Annotated in this window: 19 protein-coding genes; 3 read left to right on the top strand and 16 right to left on the bottom strand. The window is 67.0% G+C overall.

Going from position 1 to position 24,362, the window contains the following annotated elements:
• Nucleotides 1-25: 25 nt before the first annotated feature.
• The 3 genes from P9A17_RS13925 to P9A17_RS13915 are packed head-to-tail and all read right to left on the bottom strand — an operon-like array spanning nt 26 to nt 3,502.
• Nucleotides 26-1,621, bottom strand: a complete 1,596-nt coding sequence (locus P9A17_RS13925; protein WP_278039226.1) for a serine hydrolase — start codon at nt 1,619-1,621, stop codon at nt 26-28.
• Nucleotides 1,622-1,649: 28 nt separating this feature from the next.
• On the bottom strand, nt 1,650-2,768 hold the full coding sequence (locus P9A17_RS13920; RefSeq protein WP_278039225.1) for an MBL fold metallo-hydrolase: 1,119 nt from the start codon (nt 2,766-2,768) through the stop codon (nt 1,650-1,652).
• The gene (locus P9A17_RS13915) at nt 2,768-3,502 is read right to left on the bottom strand and encodes an enoyl-CoA hydratase (protein ID WP_278039224.1); all 735 of its coding nucleotides are present in this window, start codon (nt 3,500-3,502) and stop codon (nt 2,768-2,770) included. Before P9A17_RS13915 ends, P9A17_RS13920 begins: the two co-directional genes overlap by 1 nt.
• A 26-nt stretch (nt 3,503-3,528) precedes the next feature.
• Here P9A17_RS13915 and P9A17_RS13910 point away from each other — a divergent pair, with 26 nt between their 5' ends.
• Nucleotides 3,529-5,001 (top strand): carboxyl transferase domain-containing protein, encoded by a 1,473-nt coding sequence (locus tag P9A17_RS13910; RefSeq protein WP_278039223.1) that lies wholly within the window; start codon nt 3,529-3,531, stop codon nt 4,999-5,001.
• 7 nt (nt 5,002-5,008) lie between these two features.
• Here the strand turns inward: P9A17_RS13910 and P9A17_RS13905 are convergent, their stop codons facing one another.
• Nucleotides 5,009-7,018, bottom strand: a complete 2,010-nt coding sequence (locus P9A17_RS13905; protein WP_278039222.1) for a YhgE/Pip domain-containing protein — start codon at nt 7,016-7,018, stop codon at nt 5,009-5,011.
• Entirely contained in the window at nt 7,018-7,719 is a 702-nt protein-coding gene (locus tag P9A17_RS13900) for an ATP-binding cassette domain-containing protein (RefSeq protein ID WP_278039221.1), read from the bottom strand. Before P9A17_RS13900 ends, P9A17_RS13905 begins: the two co-directional genes overlap by 1 nt.
• A 40-nt stretch (nt 7,720-7,759) precedes the next feature.
• On the opposite strand from P9A17_RS13900, the gene P9A17_RS13895 reads away from it, so the two are divergent.
• A complete protein-coding gene (locus tag P9A17_RS13895) occupies nt 7,760-8,452 on the top strand; it encodes a hypothetical protein (RefSeq protein WP_278039220.1) in 693 nt (230 codons plus the stop codon).
• 46 nt (nt 8,453-8,498) lie between these two features.
• Here P9A17_RS13895 and P9A17_RS13890 read toward each other — a convergent pair whose 3' ends face one another.
• Complete coding sequence (locus tag P9A17_RS13890; protein WP_278039219.1) at nt 8,499-8,945, bottom strand: hypothetical protein; 447 nt, start codon at nt 8,943-8,945, stop codon at nt 8,499-8,501.
• A gap of 32 nt (nt 8,946-8,977) precedes the next feature.
• On the opposite strand from P9A17_RS13890, the gene P9A17_RS13885 reads away from it, so the two are divergent.
• Nucleotides 8,978-10,084, top strand: coding sequence for an epoxide hydrolase family protein (locus P9A17_RS13885; RefSeq protein ID WP_278039218.1), 1,107 nt, complete (start codon nt 8,978-8,980; stop codon nt 10,082-10,084).
• Between the two features lie 7 nt (nt 10,085-10,091).
• Here P9A17_RS13885 and P9A17_RS13880 read toward each other — a convergent pair whose 3' ends face one another.
• The 10 genes from P9A17_RS13880 to P9A17_RS13835 form a co-directional block, all read right to left on the bottom strand.
• Entirely contained in the window at nt 10,092-10,910 is an 819-nt protein-coding gene (locus tag P9A17_RS13880; protein ID WP_278039217.1) for a DUF5995 family protein, read from the bottom strand.
• A gap of 19 nt (nt 10,911-10,929) precedes the next feature.
• A complete protein-coding gene (locus tag P9A17_RS13875; protein WP_278039216.1) occupies nt 10,930-11,301 on the bottom strand; it encodes a hypothetical protein in 372 nt (123 codons plus the stop codon).
• Nucleotides 11,302-11,316: 15 nt separating this feature from the next.
• Complete coding sequence (locus P9A17_RS13870) at nt 11,317-14,103, bottom strand: LuxR family transcriptional regulator (protein WP_278039215.1); 2,787 nt, start codon at nt 14,101-14,103, stop codon at nt 11,317-11,319.
• A gap of 103 nt (nt 14,104-14,206) precedes the next feature.
• Entirely contained in the window at nt 14,207-15,967 is a 1,761-nt protein-coding gene (locus P9A17_RS13865) for an FAD-dependent oxidoreductase (protein WP_278039214.1), read from the bottom strand.
• Nucleotides 15,934-18,339, bottom strand: a complete 2,406-nt coding sequence (locus tag P9A17_RS13860) for a hypothetical protein (protein ID WP_278039213.1) — start codon at nt 18,337-18,339, stop codon at nt 15,934-15,936. Before P9A17_RS13860 ends, P9A17_RS13865 begins: the two co-directional genes overlap by 34 nt.
• 80 nt (nt 18,340-18,419) lie before the next feature.
• Nucleotides 18,420-20,249: an ABC transporter ATP-binding protein gene (locus tag P9A17_RS13855; protein WP_278039212.1), complete on the bottom strand. Its 1,830-nt coding sequence runs from the start codon at nt 20,247-20,249 to the stop codon at nt 18,420-18,422.
• Nucleotides 20,246-22,117 (bottom strand): ABC transporter ATP-binding protein, encoded by a 1,872-nt coding sequence (locus tag P9A17_RS13850; RefSeq protein WP_278039211.1) that lies wholly within the window; start codon nt 22,115-22,117, stop codon nt 20,246-20,248. The genes P9A17_RS13855 and P9A17_RS13850 overlap by 4 nt, the downstream gene beginning before the upstream one ends.
• A gap of 96 nt (nt 22,118-22,213) precedes the next feature.
• Nucleotides 22,214-22,774 (bottom strand): chromate transporter, encoded by a 561-nt coding sequence (locus tag P9A17_RS13845; RefSeq protein ID WP_278039210.1) that lies wholly within the window; start codon nt 22,772-22,774, stop codon nt 22,214-22,216.
• Between the two features lie 4 nt (nt 22,775-22,778).
• On the bottom strand, nt 22,779-23,354 hold the full coding sequence (locus P9A17_RS13840) for a chromate transporter (protein ID WP_278039209.1): 576 nt from the start codon (nt 23,352-23,354) through the stop codon (nt 22,779-22,781).
• The gene (locus tag P9A17_RS13835) at nt 23,347-24,327 is read right to left on the bottom strand and encodes a phospholipase D-like domain-containing protein (protein ID WP_278039208.1); all 981 of its coding nucleotides are present in this window, start codon (nt 24,325-24,327) and stop codon (nt 23,347-23,349) included. The genes P9A17_RS13840 and P9A17_RS13835 overlap by 8 nt, the downstream gene beginning before the upstream one ends.
• Between the last annotated feature and the right edge of the window lie 35 nt (nt 24,328-24,362).

The following is a 24,362-nucleotide window of genomic DNA, read 5'->3' as shown; positions in this document are numbered from 1 at the left end:
TCGAGTTTCGTTGCCACGTACGCGCTCATCGCAAGAACACTCCTTTGCCCTCCGCGTCGAAGTACTCCAGCGTGAGCTTCGGCCCGTCGAAGGTCGCCGTCGAAACCGTTCCGGGCGGGGCGTTCTCGGACGCGATCGGGAATGTGAAGACGTTGCCGTTCCACGGCTGGAGCTTGAAAACACCGCGAGGGCCGAGAGCCAGCTCGAGCACCCCGTCTCGTTCGGTGACCGTCGCCGGACCCCAGTAGTCGTTGTTGTACACACCCGTGTACGACGGGAACGGGCCATGCGGTTCCGCGTCGACGGGGCGCTGCTGCCCGACCAGCGAACCCACGGGCTTGTCCATCTCCTCGAAGGCATTGCCGTACAACGCATACCAGTCCTCGCGGACCTGGCCGAACTGCACGAGATCGGCGAACTCTGCGGTCAGCGTCTCGGGGATGCCCGCCGGGGTGGAGTTGGTCAGCGCGACGATCGCGACGTCGGCCGACGGAAGGAACAGAACATTGGTGGCCGCGCCCAGTTCGAAGGCGCCCGAATGACTCAGCTGGGTGCGAGCACCGGATGTGACACCGACGTTGAAGCCGTACCCGTAGAACCCGGACCTCATCGCCGGCTCTGAGGCGCGGTCGGAGACCACCTGCTGGGTGATCGCGGGCAGCAACGCTTTCGGGTCGATGAGCGGACGGCCGTCATGCTGGCCGTCGGCGAGCACCATCGCCATCCACCGCGTCATGTCGTTGACCGATGAACTGACCCCGCCCGCCGGCGACTGCGCCTGCGCGTTGCGCACATAGCGGGGTTCGTAGCGGTCGTCGATGCGGATGTGGCCGACCGCGCGGTCGGGCCGCGACTCGTAATCGCTGAACTGATAGCTCGTCGACGTCATGCCGAGGGGGCCGAACAGTGTTTCGGCGGCCAGGTCCTCCCAGGGTTTCCCCGCCTCGGTGGCCACTGCCTCGGCACCGGCGGTCAGCCCGAAGTTGGTGTAGGCGTAGGAGGTCCGGAACTGGCTCAGCGGAAGCTGGCGGAGCCGTTCGAGCACCTGGCGCCGGTCATATCCGAGGTCCTCGAGCTGATCCCCGGCGTGGTCGGGCAGCCCGGAGCGGTGCGAGAACATGTCGCCGACGGTGAGCATCTGTGTCACGGCGGGGTCCGACAGCGCGAACCAGGGCAGCTGCGACACGATCGGGGTGTCCCAGCTCGTCCGGTTCTGTCCGACCAACGTGGCGACCACCGTCGCGCTGATCGGCTTCGACAGCGACGCCAGCTGGAACACCGTGTCAGGGTCGACCTTGTTGCTGGGGTCGTCCGACAAAGTGTTGTTCTTGACCCCGAAACCCTTCGCGTACACCGTCTTTCCCTCGTGGACGACAGCAATCGCCATCCCGGGAATCCCCGACTTCGACATCAGGTCCTCGGCGAGACCGTCGAGCTTCGACACGGCGTCGGCGACCGCGTTCTCCGGGAGCGGCAGCGCCGGAACCAGCGGCGGCGGCACGTCCGAGAAATCGCCCAGCGACGGCGTGCTCGGCGCAGCAGATTCGGTGCTGTTCGAGCCACAGCCGGCCAACAGAGCCAGTGTCACCGCGACCGCGACCGCCCGAACCGGTGGTTTCATGCCCAGAACGGTAACGCGTCGCCGTCGTCTAGAGCCGCCACCACGGGGTGAATGTCGAGTCGGGAAGCACGCGTTCGCCGGGCATCGGCACCGCGATACGTACCCGTTCGACGTCGGCGGACGCGACCAGCCGCTCGACCGGCTCCGCCCACGGGTGCGGGGCCAACCGGAAGGTCGCCCAGTGAATGGGCACCATCAGGCTGTTGTCGACATCGGCGAGGTCCAGATGCGCGCGCACCGCCTCTTCGGGGTTCATGTGGATATCGGCGAATGCCGGGTGGTACGCGCCGATCGGCAACAGCGTCAGGTCGAACGGCCCGTACTGCGCCCCGATGTCGGCGAAGCTCTTCGTGTATCCGGTGTCGCCGCCGAAGAATGCCTTGTGCGCCGGCCCGCTGATCACCCACGAGGCCCAGAGCGTGGTATCGCGGGAGAACAGGCGGCCCGAGAAGTGCCGGGCGGGCGTGCAGATCAGTGTCAGGTCGCCGATCTGGTGGGCTTCGTGCCAGTCGAGTTCGACGATCCGGCTTTCGGGGATGCCCCACTTGCGCAGGTGCACGCCGATGCCCAGCGGGACGACGAACGGTGCCCGCTGACTGCGTGCCAACGCCACGATGGTGTCGATGTCGAGGTGGTCGTAGTGGTCGTGGCTGATCACTATCGCGTCGAGAGCCGGGAGTGCTTCAAGGAGCAGCGGCACGTCGTGCATGCGCTGCGGACCGACATTGCGCGACGGCGAGCACCGCTCGCTCCATACCGGGTCGGCCAGCACCCGGTAGCCGTCGATCTCGATCAGCGCGCTGGAGTGGCCATACCAACTGGCTGCGGCATCGGCTGCCGTCGGATCGACCGTCGGCGGATCCTTCATCGGGATCGGCCCCGGCGGCTTCCCGACCGACGAGGCGTTGGCCAGGTCGCGGAGCAGTTTGCGCTGCAACTCGCGGTCCATCGGGAAACCCGACGACGAAGCCTCCAGGTTGATGAACTTGCCGTCCTTGTAGTGCGGCGAGCGGCGGGCGACCGGCGCGATCTCGGCCGGGGTGGCCCCCAGCGAGGCCGGGGTGCCCTGCAGCGCGCGCAGCACCCACCCGCCGGCCAGCAGCGACGCCGTCCCGAACCCGAATCGCAGCGCCGTGCGCCCGATCATCAGGCGCCCTGGAAGTTCGGTGGGCGCTTCTCGATGCGTGCCACCTGGGCTTCGATGATGTCCTGGCTCTTCCACGCGCGCTCGAAGAGTTCCTCGTGCGCGGGCCACGGATCTTCGTACGCGCCGTCGTCGTTGAGAACTCGCTTGGCGTGCTGCAGCGCCAGCGGCGCGAAACCGGCGATCTCCTGCGCCCAGGCCTGCGCGTCGGCGAGCGTGCCGATCCTGTTGGCCATGCCCGTCTGCAGCGCGACGTCGGCGGTGAGGCGTTCGGCCGCCATCAGCATGCCCCTGGCCCGCCCTGCACCGACGAGCGACGTCAACCTGCGGATACTCCAGTTGTCCAGCGCGATACCGTATTTCGCCACCGGAAACTGGAAGTACGCCTCCGGTGCGACGACGCGCAGGTCGCAGATCATCGACAGGATGACCCCTGCCCCGATCGCCGGACCGTTGATGGCGCCGATCACCGGGATCGGCGCCCGGTCGATCGCCAGGTTCAGCGCCTTCGCCTTGTCCGGCAGTTCGTCGGCGACACCCTGGCCGCCTGAGAGGTCGGCGCCCGAGCTGAAGACGTGCCCCGCCCCGGTCAGGACGATGGCGCGGACGTCATCGGCAGCAGCTTTCTCGATCGCATCGCGCAGACCGTCCACGAGTTCGGCGTTGAGGGCATTGCGCCGCTCGGGGCGCTGCAGCTCCAGAGTCATCACGTGGCCGTCGCGGGTCACTCCAATCATGAGCCCACACTATTAGCCTTTTTCCTGTGAGCCGGATCGGTGCCCTGCAGCTGCGCGATGCGCTCCTCGACGAAGGCTCCTTCACCAGCTGGGATGAACCGCCCGCGGCCGTCCCGATGTCCGCGGAATATCGCTCCGAACTCGACGCTGCCGCGGCCGCGACCGGGTTCGACGAGTCCGTGCTGACCGGCGAAGGCCTGGTGTTCGGCCGCCGTGTCGCGCTCGTGGCCTGCGAGTTCGACTTCCTTGCCGGCTCCATCGGCGTCGCGGCGGCCGAGCGCATCATCGCCGCGATTCACCGGGCCACCGCCGAGCAGCTGCCACTTCTCGCGTCACCGAGTTCCGGCGGCACCCGCATGCAGGAGGGCACCGTCGCGTTCCTGCAGATGGTCAAGATCGCCGCCGCGGTCGAGCTGCACAAGAAAGCACACCTGCCCTACCTGGTGTATCTGAGGCATCCGACCACCGGCGGGGTGTTCGCGTCCTGGGGGTCGCTGGGCCACGTCACGGCCGCCGAGCCGGGAGCGCTGATCGGATTCCTCGGTCCCCGCGTCTATGAGCATCTCTACGGTGAACCGTTCCCGAAGGGCATCCAGACTGCCGAGAACCTGCAGCGTCACGGAGTCGTCGACGCCGTGGTGCCCCTGGAGATCCTCCGGACCACCCTGGACCGGACGTTGAAAGTTGTCGCCGATGGCCCTGGCGAGCCACCCGCGATGCCCGAGCCCGAGCCGCTGCCCGACATCCCGGCGTGGGACTCCGTCGAGATTTCCCGACGCCCCGATCGGCCCGGTGTCAGCTTCCTGTTGCGCCACGGCTCGACCGAGCGCGTGCTGCTGTCCGGCACGGGGCAGGGAGAGGACGCCACGATGATGCTGGCGCTGGCCCGCTTCGGCGGGCAACCGGCCGTGGTCCTCGGGCAGCAGCGCGTCACCGGTGGGCTCGTCGGTCCTGCGGCGCTGCGTGAGGCCCGGCGCGGTATGGCCCTGGCGGCGAGCCTGAAGCTGCCGCTGGTCCTCGTCATCGACACCGCGGGCCCCGCCCTGTCGGCCGAAGCCGAGGAGGGCGGGCTCGCCGGGGAGATCGCCCACTGCCTCGCCGAATTGGTCACGCTGGACACGCCGACGGTCTCGGTGCTACTCGGCCAGGGCAGCGGCGGGCCTGCGCTGGCGATGGTGCCCGCCGACCGTGTGCTCGCCGCCCTGCACGGCTGGCTGGCGCCCCTGCCTCCAGAAGGCGCCAGCGCCATCGTGTTTCGCGATGTCGACCATGCCCCGGAACTGGCCGCCGCCCAGGGGATCCGGTCGGTCGACCTGCTGCGCAACAGGATCGTCGACACCGTGGTGCCCGAGTATCCGGACGCCGCGGACGAACCCCGGGCGTTCACCGAGCGGCTGTCGGCGACGATCGCCGCGGAACTTCACCAGCTGCGCTCGATACCGGACGAGCAGCGACTGGCCGCCCGGTTCGAGCGCTACCGCCGCATCGGCCTGCCCTAGTGGGAAATTAGACCTCGATCGGTGGGCGCAAACGGTCCATCGTGTACTGGCGGTTGCGTCTGGCCGCCCACGCACTGGCCGCCAGAGACGCCACAAGCAGACCACCGAGCACCGCGATCGCGATCCACAGCCTCGAGTCGATGCCACCGACGGTGAGCTGCCGCAGCCCGTTGACCGCGTACGTCATCGGATCGAACGGGTGGATGATCTGGAACGGTTTCGCCGTCGTCTCGACCGGATAGATCCCGCCCGCGGACACCAGCTGCAGCATCAGGAATGCGAGAGTGACCACCCGGCCGACGGGCACCCCGAACACCGCGTTGAACGCCTGGATCATCGCGAGGAACGTACCGGCGATGAGCACGAGGAAAGCCACCGTCGCCAGTGGATACTTGGCCTGCAGACCGACACCGAAGTGGACGACCCCGTACATGACGAGGACCTGGCACACCGCGATCAGCAAGGCGGGCCAGTACGAGGCCAGTACCACCCGCAGGGCGCCCAGGCCGTTGACGATGGGACGGGACTGCAACGGCTTCAACAACATCCAGATGATCAGCGTGCCGATGAACAGGGCCAGCGGCATGAAGAACGGCGCGAAACCCGTGCCGAAGGTGGGTGCGGGATTGTTGTTCACCAGGTCCGCCCCCACCGGCGCCGCCAGTGTCTGCGCCACCTCGGTGCGCTGTTGCGGAGTCCACGAGGGGATCTGGGTGGAACCCTGCCGCAGTTTGGTGGCCAACTCCTGACCGCCGTCCCGCAACTTCTGCGTACCGTCAGCGAGTTGACTTGCTCCACTGGATAATTCGTGGCCGCCGTCAGAAAGCTGCACCAAACCGGCGCTCAGGCGCTGCGCACCGGAGTTCAGCTCGTCGACGCCGTCTCTGAGCTTGGCGATGTCGGAGCGAAGCCCGCCGTTGAGCGCATTGGCCAGGAAGACGCGCAGCTTGCTGTTGGGGTCACCGAGCTCGTCCTCCAGACGGGATGCGCTGTCGCGCAGGCGGATCAGCCCGTCATCGGTGGTCGGATCGATACCTTGCGCGCGCAACAGTCGCTGCGCACCGGCCAGCGCGTGCCCCGCGTCGCGCACCGCGGGATCAGGATTTGCCTGGAGGAACCCCACGGCCTGGTCGACGATCGCCGCGGCCTGCGCGCTGTTGACGTTCAGGGCGGCGATGCGATCGGTGGTCGAGCGGACGGCGCTGGACAGGTGCTGCGCGGCAATCGCGACCTCATCGGGGTTGAGTCTCAGCCCGCCGACACGATCCAGCATCTCCAGCAGCGGATCGGTCGCGGTATCCACGGCACCCGCCAATTGCCTGGTGCCAGCGGCCAATTCGGCGGAGCCGGCCCGCGCGCTGTCGAGGCCCGACGACAACGTGTCGGCACCGGCGGCCAGTCGATGGGCCCCGTCATCGGCACTGTCGAGACCCGTCGCGAGCTGCTGGGCCCCGTCGGCGGCCTGATCGAGGCCCTTGCCCGCATCGGTCAGTCCCGACAGGACGGCGCCCACCGTCTGTTCGCCGATCTTGGCGTTGACCTGATTGACGACCTCGCGGGACGCGTTCTGCCCGATGATCGACGCCAGGTAGTTGTTGGCATCGTTGAACGTGAACGTGATCTGCGCCTGCTGCGGGTCCTCGCCCGACGGCGACGCGACACGTTCGCTGAAGTCCTGCGGCAGCGTGATCGAGAAGTAGTAATCGCCACTGGCGACGCCGTCCGCGGCTTCCTCGGCCGACATCTCGGTGAGTTTGAGCTGGCCGGAACCGATGAGCGCTTCGGCGACCTGGTCGCCGGCGCGCAACTCCTGTCCCTGGGTCTGTACGCCGCGGTCCTCGTTGACCAGCGCGACCGGGACCTTGCCGACCTCGGCGAACGGATTCCAGAACGCCCACAGGTACATGGCCCCGTAGAGCAAGGGCATCAGGATGATCGTGACCAGCGCGATCCGGGGCATCGATCCGCGGGAGTACCGCTTGAGATCGGTGCCCAACGACATTCCGGCGAGCGCCATCAGGCACCACCTTTCTGCTGACCGGCGTGGCTGACGCGGGAGGTGTTCTCGACGGGGATCTGATGCACGGGGTGATCGGTCACGCCGTTCGCACTCGCCGTGACCACCGTCTGCTCCGCGCCGAGTTCGACGAGACGCGCGACGAGATGCTCTCGGCTTTCGTCGTGGGTGACCTGCTCGATGTCGCCGACCACGAGCAGCGGCGGGCGTGCGGTGTTGGCCAGCGCGACTCGCAGCAGCATGCGGTCGAGTTCGCTGAGTTCCTCGACGTACTCGTGCAACGGCGGTAACGGGAGATCTCCGAACACCGGTCCGCAGATCTTCGCTAGGGCGGCCTCGTCGGCGCGCCCGATCAGCTTGTACCAGCGCGCGTCCCAGCGCATCTGTTCGGTGAGCGCGTCGCCGACGGTTACGGATTCCGAGACGCCGTCGAGGTCCTCGATCGCCGCGAGGGCGGCGCCGGTGAAGACGTCGCGGACCTTGCTCCGGCCGAAGACCGACAGGGTGCCCGACCCGGGACGCATGCGGCCCGCGAGCGTCATCAGCAGCGCCGTGCGCCCCGATCCGGGCGGGCAAACCAGCACCGTGACGCCGCCGGCTGTAATGTCGAGGTCGACGGGTCCGTACACGGGTCCCGAAGGGCCCCGCATCGTGATCGCTCGGGCGATGACCGCCGGATCAGGGTTTGCTGCGTCTGTCACGGACCAATCCCACCACAACGCCCGGTGGCATTCTGGAGATGTGGGCGCCGTGCTGCATTTCATCAGCAACTTCTGGTGGCTGATCTTCGTGTTCGGCGGAACGATCGGCGCCGCCGCGAAGGGGATCGCGGCAGCCAACGAGCGCCGGGCGCAGCGCAGACTCGAGCGCTACCGCATCAAGCAGGAGACGAAGGTCGCGCTGGCACACGCGCACGCCACCGGCCAGGCGCGCACGGACGGGAACCGCCGCGAGATGGCCAAGGTCGCCGACCTTCACGACGCGACGGATCAGCGGTGGCTGTCCTATGAGGTCGACGTCGCCAAACTGCTGGACTTCCCGGTGATGACCGACATGCGGGAGCCGCTGACGCTAGGATTCCACAGAGCCAAGAATCGTGCCGATCTGCTGCGGCCCGGCACGATCGACGACGTCCTCGACGATCGCGACGCCCAACTCGAGTACCGCGATGCCGTCAACGACTACGTCTCGGCGTTCGACATCGCCGAGTCCGAGGCCATCCGGCGGCGCCGCAGTGATTTCTCGGCCGCCGATCAGGAGAGGTTGGCACGGGCCCAGAGCCTGCTGCGGTTGGCTGCCGACAGCGGGGCGACGCCCCAGGAACGCGACAGCGCGTACGGGCGTGCGCAGAAGGAACTCGCAGGCCTGATCGTGCTTCCCGCCGCGACCCGCGCAGCCATCGAGAGCCGCGTGATCGGGGAACTCGAAGCCTGACATCGCCAAAGCCGTTGACAGCCAGTTCACTCCGCCGCAGATCTGATCAGGCAAGCGCGAGCGCGGCGAGCATCGCGCAGGACGTGACGAGCAGCATCGGCACTCGAATGATGTTGCGCCGAGTCCACTTCACCGCCGCCGCCTCGTCGACGTCGGCGGGATCCTTACGTTCGAACTCCGCACCTTTGGGAATCAAGTCGAACAACGCCCACAAGCGCATTGCGGCGTGGCTGACCAACGCCACCAGCAGAGCCGCGCCGACGTCGGAGTCGCCCCAGGTGACGATCAGCGTGACGACGAGCAGCACCTCGAAGATGACGGGGGCGGGCAACCAGAACCGGACCCGCGAAATGCCACCGTTGCGCGATTGGATGATGCCCGGCCGCTTGGGCCAGAACGGATCGACGACGAGCACCTCGTAGAGGGCGCCGCCGAGCGCGACACACGCGGCCAGTGTCGTCGCGGCGATCAGGATGAGCGTCGGGGTCCCCACACTGTCCGATTATCCAAATGCCAGGATGGGCCATGGTCGCCATTCAGCCGTTCACGATCGACGTCCCCGCTGACGTGCTGGATGATCTCGCCGACCGCCTCAGGCGGACCCGCTGGCCGGAACCGGAATGTGTCGACGACTGGAGCCAGGGCATCCCCCTGGCGTACACGCTTGAGCTCGCCGAGTACTGGGCCGACCAATACGACTGGCGCTCCCGCGAGGCCGCGCTGAACCGCTTCGACCACTTCACCACCGAGATCGACGGCCTCGACATCCACTTCGTGCACCAGCGCTGCGGGCGCGACGACGCGTTCCCGTTGATCATCACCCATGGCTGGCCCGGGTCCATCGTCGAGTTCGGCAAGGTCATCGAACCGCTCAGCGACGCGGGCTTCGACGTGGTGTGCCCGTCCCTTCCCGGGTACGGCTTCTCGGGCAAGCCGACGGCCACCGGGTGGGGTGTCGGCCGGATCGCGCAGGCGTGGGAGACATTGATGGGGCGATTGGGCTACCGGCGCTACGGCGCACAGGGCGGCGACTGGGGAGCCGCCGTCACCACACAGATCGGTCGCAATGTAGGGAACTGCGTAGCGATCCACACGAACATGCCGATGGGACGGCCCCCGAAGAACCTGTCCGACCCCAGCGCCGACGAACTCGCCGCACTGGAACGTCTCGGCTACTACCGCCAATGGGATTCGGGGTACTCCAAACAGCAGTCGACGCGCCCGCAGACGCTCGGCTACGGCCTGGTCGACTCCCCTGTCGGGCAGCTGTCCTGGATCGTCGAGAAGTTCTGGTCATGGATGGACTGCGACGGGCACCCCGAGAACGTCCTCACCAAGGACGAACTGCTCGACAACGTGATGCTGTACTGGGTCACCGGCAGCGGTGCGTCGTCGGCGCGTCTGTATTGGGAGAGCTTCGGCAGCTTCACCGGTGGCGGCCCCGTCACGCTACCCACCGGGGTGGCGTCGTTCCCGATGGAGATCCTTCGCTCGCCCAGGCATTGGTGCGAGGCCAACTACCCCAACATCACCCGGTGGACGACGATGCCGCGCGGTGGACACTTCGCGGCATTCGAGCAGCCCGAACTCTACGTCGACGAGGTGGCGGCATTCTTCGCGGACTTCCGTTGACCTGCAATCAGATCCGACCGTCGAGCACCTTGATGTTCGTGGCGACGTCCTGACTCTCGGTCTCGCCGATCCAGCGCACCAGGCGGTGCACCGTGTCGCTCGGGTGCAGATAGTACGACCCGAGGACTCCCGCCCACGCGTCGTGGACGGCGATGTTGTCGCGCCGCCTTTTCGGCTGCTGGGCAATCTGATTGGAGAATGCCCATGCCAGATCCCGGAAGATCTTCAGCACTTCGCCCAGAATCTCGTCCTCGCACAACAGCAGCCGACGAATCAGCCTCACGCGCGGCGACAGCGTCGACAGCGTCACCAGGAAGATCCCGACCTCCCCGGCCAGCAGGTCGTTGATGCGGTTGAAGTCCTTCTTCAGGCGCGCGATGGGTTCGTCGCCGGCCGCCATCGCCGCCGCGATCCCGAGGTCGAGGTTCACATGTGAGTTCACTGCGGTCAGCATGTGCTGCAACATGATCGGGTCATCGGGCTCGGGATACTCGTGCCCGTCGAAACACCACTGCCAGGTGTGCGTGGGGGCGTCATACGCCTGCGGGTGGAAGTAGGCGTTGAGTGCGTCGAAGTAGCGTTGCGCGAAGATGATGTCGAACCGGGTCATCCGGTCGTTGTCGTCGAAGTAATCGCCTTGCTCGATTTTGTCCCGGATTGCGAGCGTTGCGCGCTTGTAGACGGTCGGAAAATACCCGAGACCGTTCTTCGCCGTGATCGCCCAGTCGATGATCACGTCGAAGTTCGCGACGACGTCGTCGACCGACGTGCACTGCTTCAGCTTTGGCAGTGGAGTCACGGGGAGTGCGGGTGGAGGTCCCGGCATGTCGCTGATCCCTTCCCGCTCAGTCGAACACGTCACCGAGCACACGCCGCAGCGTCTGCTCGCCGCGGCGGAACAACGCCCCCGGGTCCGGTATCGAGTCGTCGGCCCCGTCGTCGGTCATCGTCTCGACGATCACCCGCGTCCGTGCGTTGGCCAGATCTGCGGCGCCGACGACGGCGACCCTCAGAGCGCTGATGGCATCGAGGATCGACGCGCCGGGCGCGGACGCCGGTGCGATGAAGAAGCGGGCACCGTCTTCCTGAATGTCGTTGGAAGGGTCCACTTCTGGGCTTCTCCGCTGGACCGCGGCACACAACCGCTGCAGCGCGGCATCGGAATCGGCCATCAGGTCGTCCATGTCGTCCGGCGGACCCGGATTCGTCTCTCTCATCGCTACCCCCTGCGACTACTCGCGGATCCCGTCCATTTTCCGGCCCAGCTCCGCCCTGGTCTTGATTCCGAGCTTGCGATACACCCGCCCGAGGTTGTGCTCGACGGTCTTCTGGCTGATGAACAGCGTCGATGCGATGTCCCGGTTGGTCATACCCGCGGCGGCCAACTCGGCAGTGCGTTGTTCTGAAGGTGTGAGTTCACGATCGGAGGTACGGCCCACATTGGTTCGGGCGAGCTCCGCGTGCGCGCGCCGGGCCCAGATCGCGGCGCCCATCGACTCGAAAACCTCCAGCGCCTCCCGCAGCGTCGCGGCGGCGGCGTCCTTGACCCGCCGACGACGCTGTAATTGCCCCAGCAGCAACTGGGTTCGCGCCCGCTCGAAGGGCATCGGCACGCGGTCGTGTTCGGCCATCGCGCGCCGCGCAACCTCCTCTGCTGCCTCGACATCGCCCCGCGCGGCCAGCGACATGGCCCGGCACCGAAGCGCCACCGCCAGCATCCATGGCCTGTCGAGCGTCCGCCCGTTCCGCTCCATGACGTCGACGATGTCGTCCGCTGCATCCAGATTCCCCAGGGCGACATAGGCTTCGGCCGCATCGGGCAGATACCACGAATGCATCAACTCGGTTCCCGGCACGATGTGCAGACGTGACAGCAGCGGCGCCACCGCGTCGATCGCCTCGGCATGGTTGCCCAGAGATACCTCGATGAGGCCCAACGTCATCCGCGGCCAGTCCGCCATCCGGGTCGCCCCGCACTCCGTCGCAGCCTCGAGCGCAGCGTGCGCATCGGAGCGCGCATCCTCCTCGCGGCCCTGATAGGCGGCGACCACGCTGCGCACACTCAACGGGATGATCTCGACGTAGCGGCCGCCGAGCTGTTGCGCACGCTCCACGCCTTCGTCGGCGAAAGACTCTGCCGCGGTGAGGTTTCCCCGCCACATCTCGATCATCGCGCTGTAGCTGGCGACCGCCATCATGTTGCGGTCGGAGCCCCGCTCCTCGCAACTGGCCCGGACCGCGAGCATGCGGGCCGCCGCCTCATCCAGGCGTCCCGTCCAGGCCAGGATGAGCGCGTTGACGGCACTGGCCCGGAACGGGATGGCCACATCGTCGTCACCGGCCTCGAGCTCCAAGGCCCGGTCGAGCGCGGCGTCGTCCACGCCGTGTCCGTGAATGAACAACGTGTGTACCCACATCGCGAGCGCCTGGCTCGTCACCGACGGCATCCCGACACTTTCGGCGAGCTCGACGGCCCGCCGCGAATTGTCCAACATGATCTCGAACAGGCCCTCTTCGGAGGTGCCCTCGGCGAACGATCCCATGCCCTGGGCGAACGACAGCGACATCAACGCCTGAACGGCAACGGCGGGCACGTCGGCCGCCTCGTCGACGGCCTTGGTCAGCAGATCCGTCGCCTCCAGGAATTGGTTGTCATAGATGTACAGCGCACCAAGAAGATTGAATGCGATCGCGCGCAGCATGCCGGGCCGCAGGTTTCCCGCCACCTCCTCGAGCAGGACGCGCGCCCGCCCGGTGTCACCTGCCTGGAAATGGTCGCCTGCTGCCCTCAGTCGTCGCCACGGCTTGTCGCCGCCGAGTCCGATGGCCAACTCGACCAGCTCCGCCGCCGCGGCGGGTGCACCCCTGCTGCGCGCCGTCTCGGCCGCCTCGTCCAGCGAGGCCAGCGTCGCGTCGTCGGCGCTCGTCGCCGCCATCGCGAGATGACGTGCCTTGAGCTCGGGCTGGCCCTCGATGACCGCCAGCGCACGGTGCATGGCGCGACGGTCGGCAGGCGTTGCGTCGCTGTAGATGCCGCGCGCGAGCAGCGGATGCGAGAACCGGACCCGATTTCCGTCGATACCGATGATCCCGTCGGTCTCGACATCCTCGAGCAACCCGACGACATGCTCGGCCGTCGTGTTCTTGAGCCGCGCCAACAGATCGACGGTCGGCGCCGCGACCGATGCGACGGCCAGCAGGATTTCGCGGACGTCGCCGTCGAGCCTGCCGAGCCGGACCCGGACGAGGTCGGCCAGTGTGCTCGGCAGTCCGGTTTGGGTGGCGGGGCGCTGCCCGTCCATGGCGCGCGCGAGTTCGAGCGAATAGAACGGGTTGCCGCCCGCGACCTCGGCGATGCGGACCATCACCGCCCGGGAGAACGACCGGCCGAGCTTACGCATCAGCAGCACGTGGAGCGCTCCGATGCTCAACGGCCCGAGCCGCAACCGGGCGATCTCCTCGGGCCGTGCGAGCTTCAGCCACGACGTCGTCGTTCCTTGCAGCGCCTCGCACCGCTCGGTGACGAGAATTCCCACGCGCCCTGTCAACCTGCGGGCGACGAACGTCAGGACGGCCCTGCTCGACGGGTCCAGCCACTGCACGTCGTCGATCGCAATGAGGACGGCGGTGTCGGTGGCCAGCGTCTCCAGCAGCGCGCCCATCGCGGCGGCGACCACGCGCTGATCGGTCGCCGGGCCGTCCGAGCCGGCGCGCAACAACACCCGGTTGACCGCCAGGCGCTGCAGCTCGGGCAAGACGTCGATCGCTTCACCGTCGACGTCGGCCAACAGGTCGGCCACCGCGGCATAGGCCAACACCGACTCCGCCTGCGCGGGGCGTGACGTCGCGATCCGGAATCCGCGGTCGCGGGCAGCGTCGCAGATGTCCGACCACATCGTCGTCTTGCCGATGCCTGCTTCGCCTTCGATGACCAGCGCCGCGGGGCCGATCTGCGCCATCGCGAGAAACCGGTCCACCGTCTCGTTCCCGACGGCGCGGGCCAGGACGTCGGTAGACACGTTCGCGATGATGGCACAGACCGGTTAGACACGCTTTCCAATTGGTCGATCAGGCGAGCGTCGAGCACCCGATTGCTTGCCTTGGGAAGGTTATTCGCTCGCGTCAGCGTTGCCCGCCGTCGGTCAGGAACGTTCCCTTGCCGCCCATCCGGGCAGCCGCCAGACAGGCACGCGCCATCGGGCCGGTCGGTGTGAGCTCCCCCGCGGCATCCAGCCGGAAGGGCGCCTTCGCGGGTCTGCGCAACTTCCACCGCAACCGGTCGAGTTGCCGGAAGGGCCAAAGCACCCACGGCTCTTGCAGTTTGCGGACGCCACACCGCCGGTGCGTCGACCCGGTCGCGTGCAGGATTCCGTTGACCGCGGCCCTTGCGGCTTCGTTGGCGCCTTCCATGGTGGCCAGATCGGTGTGGGTCCTGACGAAATCGGCGGCGAGGAACAGATTCGGAATCGCGGTGACGGCATCGGGGCGGTTCACCCAGGACGACTTCGTGTTGATCAGCAGCGGTTCGGCGTTCGTGGCGGCTCCGGGGTTGGGAAACTCGATGGCCGGATCGAGAAACCAGTCGATCACGTTGGCCTCGTCGAGCGTGCCGTCGTCGATGTGGTCGACCAGCTGTGCCCACACCTCCTGGCGGATCTCGTCTTTCGAGCACGCTGTCGCCACCTTACCGGTGACGGGTCCGGGTACGTCCCATGCCGAAACATCCACCGAGAGAATGCCTTCGACCCTGCCATCTCCGCGCCGTTCGAGGTCGACATCCGGCCAGAACTGCTTCTGTGAGATCGCGGTGAGCGCCCACTCGGAGTCGATGAAGATGGCGTGCCCGTGTTCGAGAGGAACATCGGTGTCCAGATAGAACATGATGCCGGTCATCCAGTCGCACTGCAGCTTTCCCAGCAGCTGCAGGCGGGGATCTGCGGCACGCATCGCGGGTGACACCAGGAGCCGGAACTTCTCGACGGGCAACGCCGCGATGTAGAAGTCGGCGTCGACGTTCTCGTCACCGCGAGCCGTCGTCACCGTGACGCCGGTGATGCGCCTGCCGTCGCAGCCGATGCCCGAAACTCTGCAGCCTGGACGGAATGTCACCCCGCACTTCGTCAGATGCTCGACCCACGGGTCGATCCACACCTCGCTCGTCGGACCGTCGAGCACGTTGTCGACCCGTGAGTCGAGCTGCAGCATGTCGAAGATCAGCTGGCACAGGATCGCCCCGCCGGTGCGGGCCGACATCTCCTCGGCCTTGGCGGCGACCAGCGTGCGGGTCATTCCGGTGGCGAGAAACTTCCTGTAAGCCAACGACTTTGTGTCTGCCTCGACGAAATCCCACCAGCTCTGGGCTTCGAACTCACCCAGCCGGCGCTCGTCACACGAGGTCATCATGACGATCATGCGTTCCACGAAGACAGCGAACTCGGCCATCGGGATGCCCGTCTCCAAGACCATCGCGCGCAGCGCCCGCAGCCCGTCGACGAGGGCGTCCCACGATTTCGGAATGCCCGCGGGCGCGATGATCTCGTTGCGCCCGTCGGCCTGCGCCATCAGGATTTCGGTGCATGTCGTGAGCCGGTCGTAGACGGTGGCCCCGCGCGCCGGGATCCGCTTCATGGTGTCGGTGACGTGCCAGTAGAAACCGGGGAAGAAGCGGAAGCCGTGCTCGGCGGGCAGATCTTCATTCGTCCCGGTACCCGATCCCGGGACGGGCATCGAGCGCGCCTTCCCACCGAAGACGTCATGCGCCTCGTACACGGTGACCGCGAAGCCGCGTTCCGCCAGTTCCTGTGCGGCACTGAGGCCGCCGACTCCCCCGCCCAGGATCGCGACCGTCGTCACGGTGTGAATGACCTCACCGTCGTCACCCACGCGCCGCCGACCAACTCCGAGACCGTCACGTACGCCGTTCCATCGGGTCCGAACACCACCGGGTCGACCGTCGCACCCTGGCTCAGGTCGAGGTCGAGCACCTGCGTCCCGCCGCCTGGTGTCAAAGCCCAGACCCCGGCATTCTCGCCGAGGAGGGTCGCGTACGCCGTACCGTTGGCACCGAACGCCAGGGCCTCCTGCGCGAAGACGTAGTCCGCCTGTTGCGGCACAAGGAAACCCGTGGCGTCCAAGGAGGACACCTCGGTCCCGTCACGGTCGATTCCGACGAAGTGGAATGCAGGGTCCTGACCCGATTCCTGCGTGACGAGATAAGCCGTCCCATCGGGACCGAACTGCAGCGGCGGATAGTTCGGCAACAGTGGCGCTCCGGGCTGCGCACCGCTGACAGCGTCGTTGGACAGCGTGATCACCGCTAATGACACGACCCCGTCTTGGGCGTTCCGGTACTGGATCACCTGGTAGGGCGACCCGTCGGGTCCGAAGGTCACCGCGTCTCGGATCGATGCCCCCGCGGGCAGCGTCACGGTCCGACCGATGGTGCCGTCCGGATCGAGGACAGCCAGATACGTTGTGCCGCCCGAGGTATAGGCCACATACCCGTGGTCGTCGATGTTGGGGTCGACCTCGTAACCTGCCAGCGAGCCCTGCGGCCGCGCGACGAGCACGATCGTGCCGGGGATCGCGACCGTCTCGACGGTGCCGCCGGCGCTGACGACGGCCACGCTGTCGGTCTGGGTGGTCTGGTTGTGGATCGACACGTAGACCGTGCCGTCGGGGGTGACGGCGATGGTGTTGACCACGGAACCGTTGATGGCGTCCGATGTCTCGATCGTCGTCGCGGTGATCTTGGAGATGGAGGACGTGCCCGTCGCGGCGTCGTAGGTCGCCTGGTACACACCGTCGGCCGTCACTGCCTTGAGACCGACTGGGGCGCCGACGATCTCACGCACTGTGCTGGACGTACCGGTGAAGGTGTAGACCCGGGTCGACGTCTTGCCGAAGAACGAGCGCGCCACCGCGAGGTAGCCCCGGCCGTCCGCACCGATCAGGACTTCGTTGGGCAGATCGGAGCGGGGAAGCAGGACCCGCCTCGGGGTGCCGGAGGAACTGATGACCAGTACCGACTGCGTGCCGAAGAAGGACCTCGCCGAGATGTAGCCGGTGCCATTCGGGGCCAACGTCACAGGGCTTGCCGCCCTGCCGATCTGGTAGGTCCGTAACCGGTTCGTCGGGGAGATCCTCACGAGCCGGTCGCCCGGGTAACCCAGTCCTGTCGGGAATTGGGAGGTCTGCAGGTAGATCGAACCGTCCGGCCCCACCTCGAGCGGTACGGACGGCTGGCCGATGACCGAGCCCAGCCGCGTGACCGCACCCTCCTGGTCGACGACGGAGACGACCGTGGTGTTGGTGGACGTCCTGTGGGTGGTCAGCACGAGCCGGCCGTCCTGCCGAACCACGGCACGGGTCTGCTCCACCGGGACGCCGGTGATCGCGCCCGAGGTCCTGACGACGTTGCCGTCCTCGTCGAGGATGCTGACCCTGGTCACCGTCGGCTGCATCGTGGCCGGGTCCACGTCGTAGGTCACCTGGTAGAGGGTTCCGTCCGGAGCCACGATGACCGGCCCGGCCGACCTGCCCGGAGCCGAGCCACTGTCGGTCACCGGGGGTTCCGCCAGCGCGGTGGTGCTGTCGCCGCCCCCGGACTTCTCGATCTGGCTGCGCGGCCGGTCGAATTGTCGACGCGCGAAGGCCAGGACTGCCCACAGCAGCGGCGACTCGACCGGCGCGGCGGGAGCGTCGACACTGCGCGACGGTGCCTGCGGAGAGAAGATGCGCTGCCACACCGACACCGCCTCGGTCTCGACAGGAGGTGCGGATTCGGGAACGTCGACGGTCACCGGTTCGACATCGGGCGCGGCTAGTTCGGGTTCGTCCGCTGCTTCCCCGGCGGTGTCCCCAGCAAGCTCAGTGTCCTCGGTGTCCTCGGTGTCCTCGGTGTCCTCGGTGTCGGGGTCTGCCGACGGCTTGCTGAATGTCGACTTCCGCGACGTCTTCGACGTCACGTCGTCGGCATCGTCGCTCTCGGCCTCCCCCGAATCGGCGTCCTCGGAGGCCGGCGACTCGCCGGCATTGGAATCGTCACCGCTGTCAGCACCATCATCGGACTCCGAGCCCGTCGTCCCCTGCGAATCCGACGTCTTCTCAGAGTGTTTGACAGCCGCGACGCTGCTGGACGAATCGGCGTCCGCCGGTGCCGCGTTCGCTGTGCCCGACAACACCCAGCCCGCGGCGCCGATACCCATCGCCACCGCCAGGGCACCCACCCGGCCGACACAACGCGAAGTCTCCATGAAATCCCCCCAATGTTGCTGCCCCCTTCGCAGCTTAAGACCCGACCGCGCCGGTGGACAGCGAATCGGGCAGACACCCGCTACGCCAGCGACTGAACCCAGGACCGGTGCAGCGCCGCGTAATGGCCGTCTTCGCGGGAGGTGAGCTCGTCGGGCGAGCCGTCCTCGACGATCCGGCCGTGTTCGAGCACCAGGACGCGGTCGGCGATCTGCACCGTCGAGAGCCGGTGCGCGATCACCACGGCGGTCCGGTCGGCCAGCACCGTCTCCAGCGCCCGCTGCACCAGCCGCTCGCTCGGGATGTCCAGCGACGACGTCGCCTCGTCCAGGATCAGCACGGCGGGATCGGCAAGGAAGGCGCGCGCGAACGCGACCAGCTGCCGTTGACCCGCCGAGAGCCGGCCGCCCCGCTTGGCGACATCGGTGTCATAACCGTCGGGCAGACCCTCGATGAAGGTGTGGGCCCCAACGGCTTTCGCGGCTGCACGGATCTGCTCGTCGGTGGCCGAGGGCCGGCCGAACCGGATGTTGTCGGCGACCGTCCCGCCGAACATGAAGTTCTCCTGCGTCACCATCACGACGTGGCGGCGCAGATCGTCCTGCGCAACCTCCCGCAGATCGGTCCCGTCCAACGTCACCACACCGGACGTCGGGTCGTAGAACCTCGTGATCAGTTTCGCGATGGTCGTCTTCCCCGCACCCGTCGTCCCCACCAGCGCGACCGTCTGCCCGGCGGGGATCACCAGATCGAGTCCCGGCAGCACCGGACGCCCTGGCACATATTCGAATTCCACGTCGCGCAACCCGATTTCGCCCCGAACATCCCCGAGCTCGGTGGGCGCCGACGGGTCACCGATGGCGGGCTTGCGTGCGAGCACCCCTGCGAGCTTCTCCAACGCCGAGGACGCGGACTGGAAAGTGTTGAAGAACTGCGAGATCTCCTGCATCGGCTCGAAGAACATCCGCAGGTAGAGCAGGAACGCCGCCAGCGTGCCGATCGTCATCTCGCCGTGCAGAACGCGGTAGCCGCCGTAGAGAAGGACCACGCCGGTGGTGAGATTGCCGACCAGCTTGACGGCCGGCATGAACACGGCGAGCAGCTTGAACGTGCGCTCGTTGATCACCCGGTACCGGTCGGCGACGTCCTCGAAGATCGCCTGGTTGCGCGGTTCGCGGCGATAGGCCTGCACCGCCTTGATCCCTGTCATCGTCTCGACGAACTGCACGATGACCAACGCCGAGACTTCACGGACCTCGCGATAGGTCATCGACGATTCCCGCTGGAACCACCAGACCAGCAGCACCAGAACGGGGAACGCCGCCAGGCACATCAACCCGAGTTTCACGTCGAGCACCACCAGCAGCACCGCGGTCCCGACCAGCGTGAGGACCGCGGTGATCAGGCTGTCGAAGCCGGTTTCCAGCATGTCCTGGATCGCTTCGACATCGTTGGTGGAGCGACTCACCACCCGCCCGGAGGTGTAGCGGTCGTGGAAGGCGATGTCCAGACGACCGAAATGGCGGAACACGCGCCTGCGCAGCTCGAGAAGAACCTTCTGGCCGACCTTGCCGGACCGCCGAAGGAAATACATCCGGCCGACCGCCTGCACGGTGACCACGCCGCACAGCGTGGCGACGATCGTCAGCAGCGTGGTGGCAGGCCCGCCGGCGAGCAGCGGTGGTATCCCGTCGTCTATACCTTTCTGGACCAGGATCGGAACGGAAAGGCGCGCAGCGTTTTCGACGACGACCACGACGGCGAGCACCGCGACGACCCAGCGGTAGGGATACAGCAGCGAATAGAGCAGCGACCGCGCTTCGGAGCGCAGCGGCACCGATTCGTCGATCGGTAGATCGGCGCTCTCGTCGAACTTGCCCCGCCACTTCTGGGTGGTGTCGTCGCGACTCATGCGCGCCTCCCCAGCATCTCGCGATCCAGACGCGCCCGCTCGTCCTGATGTTCCCAATCGCAGTCCCGCTCGCTCCCGTCGTCGAGCTCGTCGTCGGCGGCCAACAGGTAGCGGTACTCGGGTACCTGCGCGAGCAACTCGGCGTGCGTCCCCACGTGGGTGATGGTGCCGTTCTGCAACAATGCGACCCGGTCGGCCAGCAGGACCGTCGACGCGCGGTGGGCCACGACGATGCCGGTGACCGCATGCAGGACCCGGCGCAGCGCCTCCTCGACGATCGCCTCGGTGTGCACGTCCAGCGCCGAGAGAGTGTCGTCGAGTACGAGGATCTTCGGATCGGCCAGGATGGCCCGGGCGAGCGAAAGCCGTTGGCGCTGACCGCCGGACAGGCTCATCCCCTGCTCCCCGATGCGGGTGTCGAGCCCGAACGGCAGGTCGTACACGAACTCCGCGGCCGCGATGTCGACGGCGCGCCGAAGTTCTTCGTCCGTCGCATCGGCGCGACCGAGCTTCAGGTTCTCCGCAACCGACATCGAGAACAGCGTCGGATCCTCGAAAGCCGTTGCCACGGCGCTTCGCAGCGCCGTCAGCGACAGCTCGCGGATGTCCTGGGCGTCGATGCGGATCTCGCCCTCGACGACGTCGTAGAGCCGCGACAGCAAACCGACCAGCACCGACTTTCCCGAGCCAGTGGCACCGACGAGGGCCACCGTCTCTCCCGGCTCCACCGTCAGGTTCACCTTCCGCAGCACCCACTCGTCGGAGTCGGGAAACCGGAACCCGACATCGACCAGTTCGAGCCTGCCGCCACGCGGCGTCTGATCCCGCGGTCCGTCGGCGATCTCCGGTGGCGCGTCGAAGATCTCGGCGATGCGGTTGGCGGCGGTGTATGACTCCTGCGTCATCGACAGCAGGAATCCCAGCGACGCGATCGGCCATACCAGCGACAGCATCATCGTGATGAACGCGACCAGCGTGCCCATCGTGACCTGACCGTGGCCGGCGGCGTAGGCACCGAATCCGAGCACGACGATCAGCGTCAGGTTCGGGATGACCTCGAGCACCGTCCAGAATTTGGCCGACACCGACACCCGGCGGACCTGGGTGTCATAGAGGTTCGTCAGTTGGTCGTCGAACCGTTCGTAGACGTAGTCCTCACGGCCGAAGGACTTGATCACCCGCAGCCCGAGCGCGGCCTCCTCGACGTGGGTGGCGACGTGGCCGGCCTGGTCCTGGGCGAGCCGCGACAGCCGCGTGTACTCCCGCTGAAAATGCAGCACCGTCAACGTGATCGGCACGATCGACACCAGCACCACGACGCCGAGTGGCCAGTACATCGCCAGCAGGATCGCCGTCACGATCGTGATCTGCAGGACGTTGAGCATCAGGAAGATCAAGCCGAACGAGCTGAACCGTCGAATAGTGCCCAGGTCGTTCATGATTCGCGACAGCAGCTGCCCCGACTCCCAGCGGCCGTGGAACGACATGGGCAGAATCTGCAGGCGTGCGTAGAGCTGTTTGCGGACGTCGGCCTCGGCCCCCATCGTGGCCCGGGCGACCAGCCAGCGGCGGATGAACCACAGCACCGCCTCGGTGATGCCCACGCCCAGAGCGGCGGTGCCGAGGAGCCAGAGCCCCTGCTGATCCTGATGGCGCACCGGACCGTCGATGACGGCTTTGGTCATCAACGGGATCGAGATCGTCGCGACGAGACTCACCAGGGCGATGACGACCATCGCGATCCAGCGGCCGCGGTACGGCAGCAGGTAGGGCATCATCCGCCACAGGTCAGAGCTCGGTCTGACCTGCTTCGGCGGCGGCCCGATCGAGGGCGCCGCATGCAGGGAATCTGGTCGGGAGTCAGCCACTTAGAACATCTTCCCATTGCGGGCAAGCAGATAACTTCGACATGTTTTTCACCGTAGGACCTCAACATTTGTTGAGGTCAAGCCATTCCCGGCAGGTCAGAGCACGCCGACATACCCCAGCACGGCAGCCAGCGCGACCAGCCACAGCGGGTTGAGCTTGGTCGCGACGAACACCACCGTGCACAACGCCGTCAGCAGATACGACCGCCAATCATGATCGGCGGCTCTGCTCATCACCAGCGCCGTCGCCATGATCAGACCGACCGCCATCGGAGCCAACCCCTTCTCGACCGCGGCGTGCCACGGCGCCTCGTGGGCGCGCTGCCAGAAGCGGGTGACGAAGAACGTCACTCCGGCCGCGGGCACCACCATGGCGACGATGGAGATCAAGCCGCCGACGATCGCGCCGAGCACTCCGCCGACGTCGTGCCCCGCCCCGTACCCCACCAGCGTCACGATCAGCACGCTGCTCGGCCCCGGCATCGTCTGCGAGATCGAGAACACCTCGGCGAACTGCGTGTTGGTCAGCCAGTGGTGGTCCTGCACCGACCGCAGGTGCATTTCCGGCAGCACGACGTTGCCGCCGCCGATCGACATCAGCGACAGGCCACCGAACAACAGGGCCAGCTGGAGATAGGTGTCGAGATGGGCGATCATGTCGTCACTGCGCGGGCTGCCCGGAGTCTGTGCGGGTACCCCGCGGCCACGCCCACAGCAGGCACAGCGGCACGAGAATCAACAGCGTCACGACCAACGGCCAGCGCAGAATCCCGTTGAGCACGAATGCCGCGCCGAACAACGCGACAGGAATCACCCCCGTCAGGCAATCCCGCCCGGTCTTGATCACCATCGCGACAGTCAGCGCCACCGCGGCCGACGAGGCGCCGTGCAGCGCACCGTGGATTCCCGGCACTTCCTTGAACGTGAAGTAGGCCCAGCCGGCGAAGAGCGTCAGCATCACGGGCACGGCCATCAGCCCCAGGATCGCGGCGACGGCACCCGAGGCGCCGCGCAACTTCGTGCCGACGAAAACCGCGATGTTGACCTGGTTGGCGCCGGGCAGGATCCGGCACATCGTCAGCGCCGACAGGAACTCCTTGTCGTCGAGCCATTTCTTGCGCTCGACGATGATCTCGCGCGACCACGCCGACAGCCCACCGCCGAACGACGCCAGCGCGACGTGGTTGAACGCCATCGCGATCTCGATGCTCGAGACGCGCGGCGCCGCGTCATTCATGAACGAGTTCGGGGTCGTGCGGGAAGTCCGTCTCCACGTGCTCCTCGGGGATCAGCGGGTCCGGCGCGAGGTAGCGGCGCGACGACGCCCAGTCCCGCTTGAAGACCTCGATGAGGCGGTCGACGATCACCGGATCGTCGACCGTCACGCCGAGCTCACGGCGTAGGTCGAACGCGCTGCGGTCGATGTTCATCGAACCCACCAGCGCGCGCTCGCGGTCGACGATGACCACTTTGGCGTGCGCACGCAGATTCTTCTGCTTGTTCACCTTGATGCCGAAGTAGTTCAGTGTCCGCAACGACGAGAACGTGTCCAGCACATCGCTGTCGCTGATCCCGTGCCGGCCACCGCAGAGCACCTTGACCTTCACCCCGCGATCAGCCGCCGCCACGATGCGGTCCAGGATCACCGCGTCCACGAACTTCGGGTGCTGCACGTCCAGATGTGTGGTGGCGGTGTCGATGAACTGCGCCATCACCACGCGCGAATTCGAGTTGCTCCACAACAACCCCGAGTTGTTGGCCGGCACCCAGTTGCCGTGCTCCCAGTCGGCCTCGAACACCTCGATGATCTGGGCGACCTGCCCCGGATCGGTGGTGACAACGCCGAAATCGCGGGTGCGCGTGAAGTATTTGGTGCACAGGTTGAACGTCGCGATCAACGCGGCGCTGCGGTCCACGACGATCGATTTCTCGTGCGTCACGTAGAACGCCGGGTTGGTCCAGGCGACCGTCACGCCCGCGTCCCGCAGACGATCGAACGTCTCGTCGTTGGCGCGCTCCCCGCCCGACTTCGCGGCATTGAGCATGACGCGCACGTCGACACCGGCTGCGCGGCGATCGATGACGGCATCGATGAGCGCCTCGTCGGTGAACGTGAACTGCTTGATACGCAGGGTGTCCCGGGCCGCGGCGATGAGGTCCAGCACAGGATCGAGACCGTCGTCGGGTTCGACGATCAGGTGGGGCTCCACGCGCCGGAGATTAGCAGCCACAAGTTACCCCTGAT

It is taken from the genome of Mycobacterium sp. 236(2023), assembly GCF_029623955.1.
GTDB lineage: Bacteria > Actinomycetota > Actinomycetes > Mycobacteriales > Mycobacteriaceae > Mycobacterium.
Note: the sequence above shows the minus strand (reverse complement) of the source record. Positions and strands in the feature narration are given on the sequence as shown.

Coding starts and splice junctions, on each gene's coding strand:
- P9A17_RS13920 (WP_278039225.1), bottom strand. CDS start 2,768: ATGATCGGGCGCACGGCGCTGCGATTCGGGTTCGGGACGGCGTCGCTG.
- P9A17_RS13905 (WP_278039222.1), bottom strand. CDS start 7,018: ATGGCGCTCGCCGGAATGTCGTTGGGCACCGATCTCAAGCGGTACTCC.
- P9A17_RS13925 (WP_278039226.1), bottom strand. CDS start 1,621: ATGAAACCACCGGTTCGGGCGGTCGCGGTCGCGGTGACACTGGCTCTG.
- P9A17_RS13880 (WP_278039217.1), bottom strand. CDS start 10,910: ATGCCGGGACCTCCACCCGCACTCCCCGTGACTCCACTGCCAAAGCTG.
- P9A17_RS13845 (WP_278039210.1), bottom strand. CDS start 22,774: ATGATCGCCCATCTCGACACCTATCTCCAGCTGGCCCTGTTGTTCGGT.
- P9A17_RS13885 (WP_278039218.1), top strand. CDS start 8,978: ATGGTCGCCATTCAGCCGTTCACGATCGACGTCCCCGCTGACGTGCTG.
- P9A17_RS13875 (WP_278039216.1), bottom strand. CDS start 11,301: ATGAGAGAGACGAATCCGGGTCCGCCGGACGACATGGACGACCTGATG.
- P9A17_RS13855 (WP_278039212.1), bottom strand. CDS start 20,249: ATGAGTCGCGACGACACCACCCAGAAGTGGCGGGGCAAGTTCGACGAG.
- P9A17_RS13860 (WP_278039213.1), bottom strand. CDS start 18,339: ATGGAGACTTCGCGTTGTGTCGGCCGGGTGGGTGCCCTGGCGGTGGCG.
- P9A17_RS13915 (WP_278039224.1), bottom strand. CDS start 3,502: ATGATTGGAGTGACCCGCGACGGCCACGTGATGACTCTGGAGCTGCAG.
- P9A17_RS13840 (WP_278039209.1), bottom strand. CDS start 23,354: ATGAATGACGCGGCGCCGCGCGTCTCGAGCATCGAGATCGCGATGGCG.